We start from the raw sequence: 427 nt of genomic DNA on the forward strand, positions 1-427 counted from the left end.
CCAGGCTGTCGCCGCCGCAGGCCGCGAGTGCCCCGGCCAGCGCGACCACCGAGACGAGCACTCCGGCTGTGCGCGAGGTCCTGCTCATGTTGTTCTCCGTCCGGGAAAGAAACGTGGTTGCGCGGTCCTGGAGGACCGCGTTCATGCGGTCGTGCGGCGGCGAACGGGGGACAGCAGCCGGTCCAGCGGCAACAGGACGCCTTCCACGACCAGGGCAAGCAGGGCGACCAGCACGGCACCGGCGAAGACCTGCGCCGTGTCGTAGGTGTTGAAGCCGGCGGTGATGATCCGGCCCAGGCCGCCGAGGCCGACCATGGCGGCGATCGACGCGGTGGCGACCACCTGGACGGCCGCGGACCGCAGCCCGGTCATGATCAGCGGGTAGGCCAGCGGGAGTTCGACCCGTACGAAGAGCTGCCCGCCGGAC

General features: G+C 71.2%; 1 protein-coding gene. It reads right to left on the bottom strand.

All coding sequences use genetic code 11. The annotated features are described in order from the left end of the window. Positions 1-141 precede the first annotated feature (141 nt). The coding region (locus CAY82_RS27610; protein ID WP_140399177.1) for an ABC transporter permease subunit at positions 142-427 on the bottom strand (286 nt) is incomplete at its 5' end.

Source organism: Pseudomonas sp. SID14000 (assembly GCF_002165135.1).
Taxonomy (GTDB): domain Bacteria; phylum Pseudomonadota; class Gammaproteobacteria; order Pseudomonadales; family Pseudomonadaceae; genus Aquipseudomonas.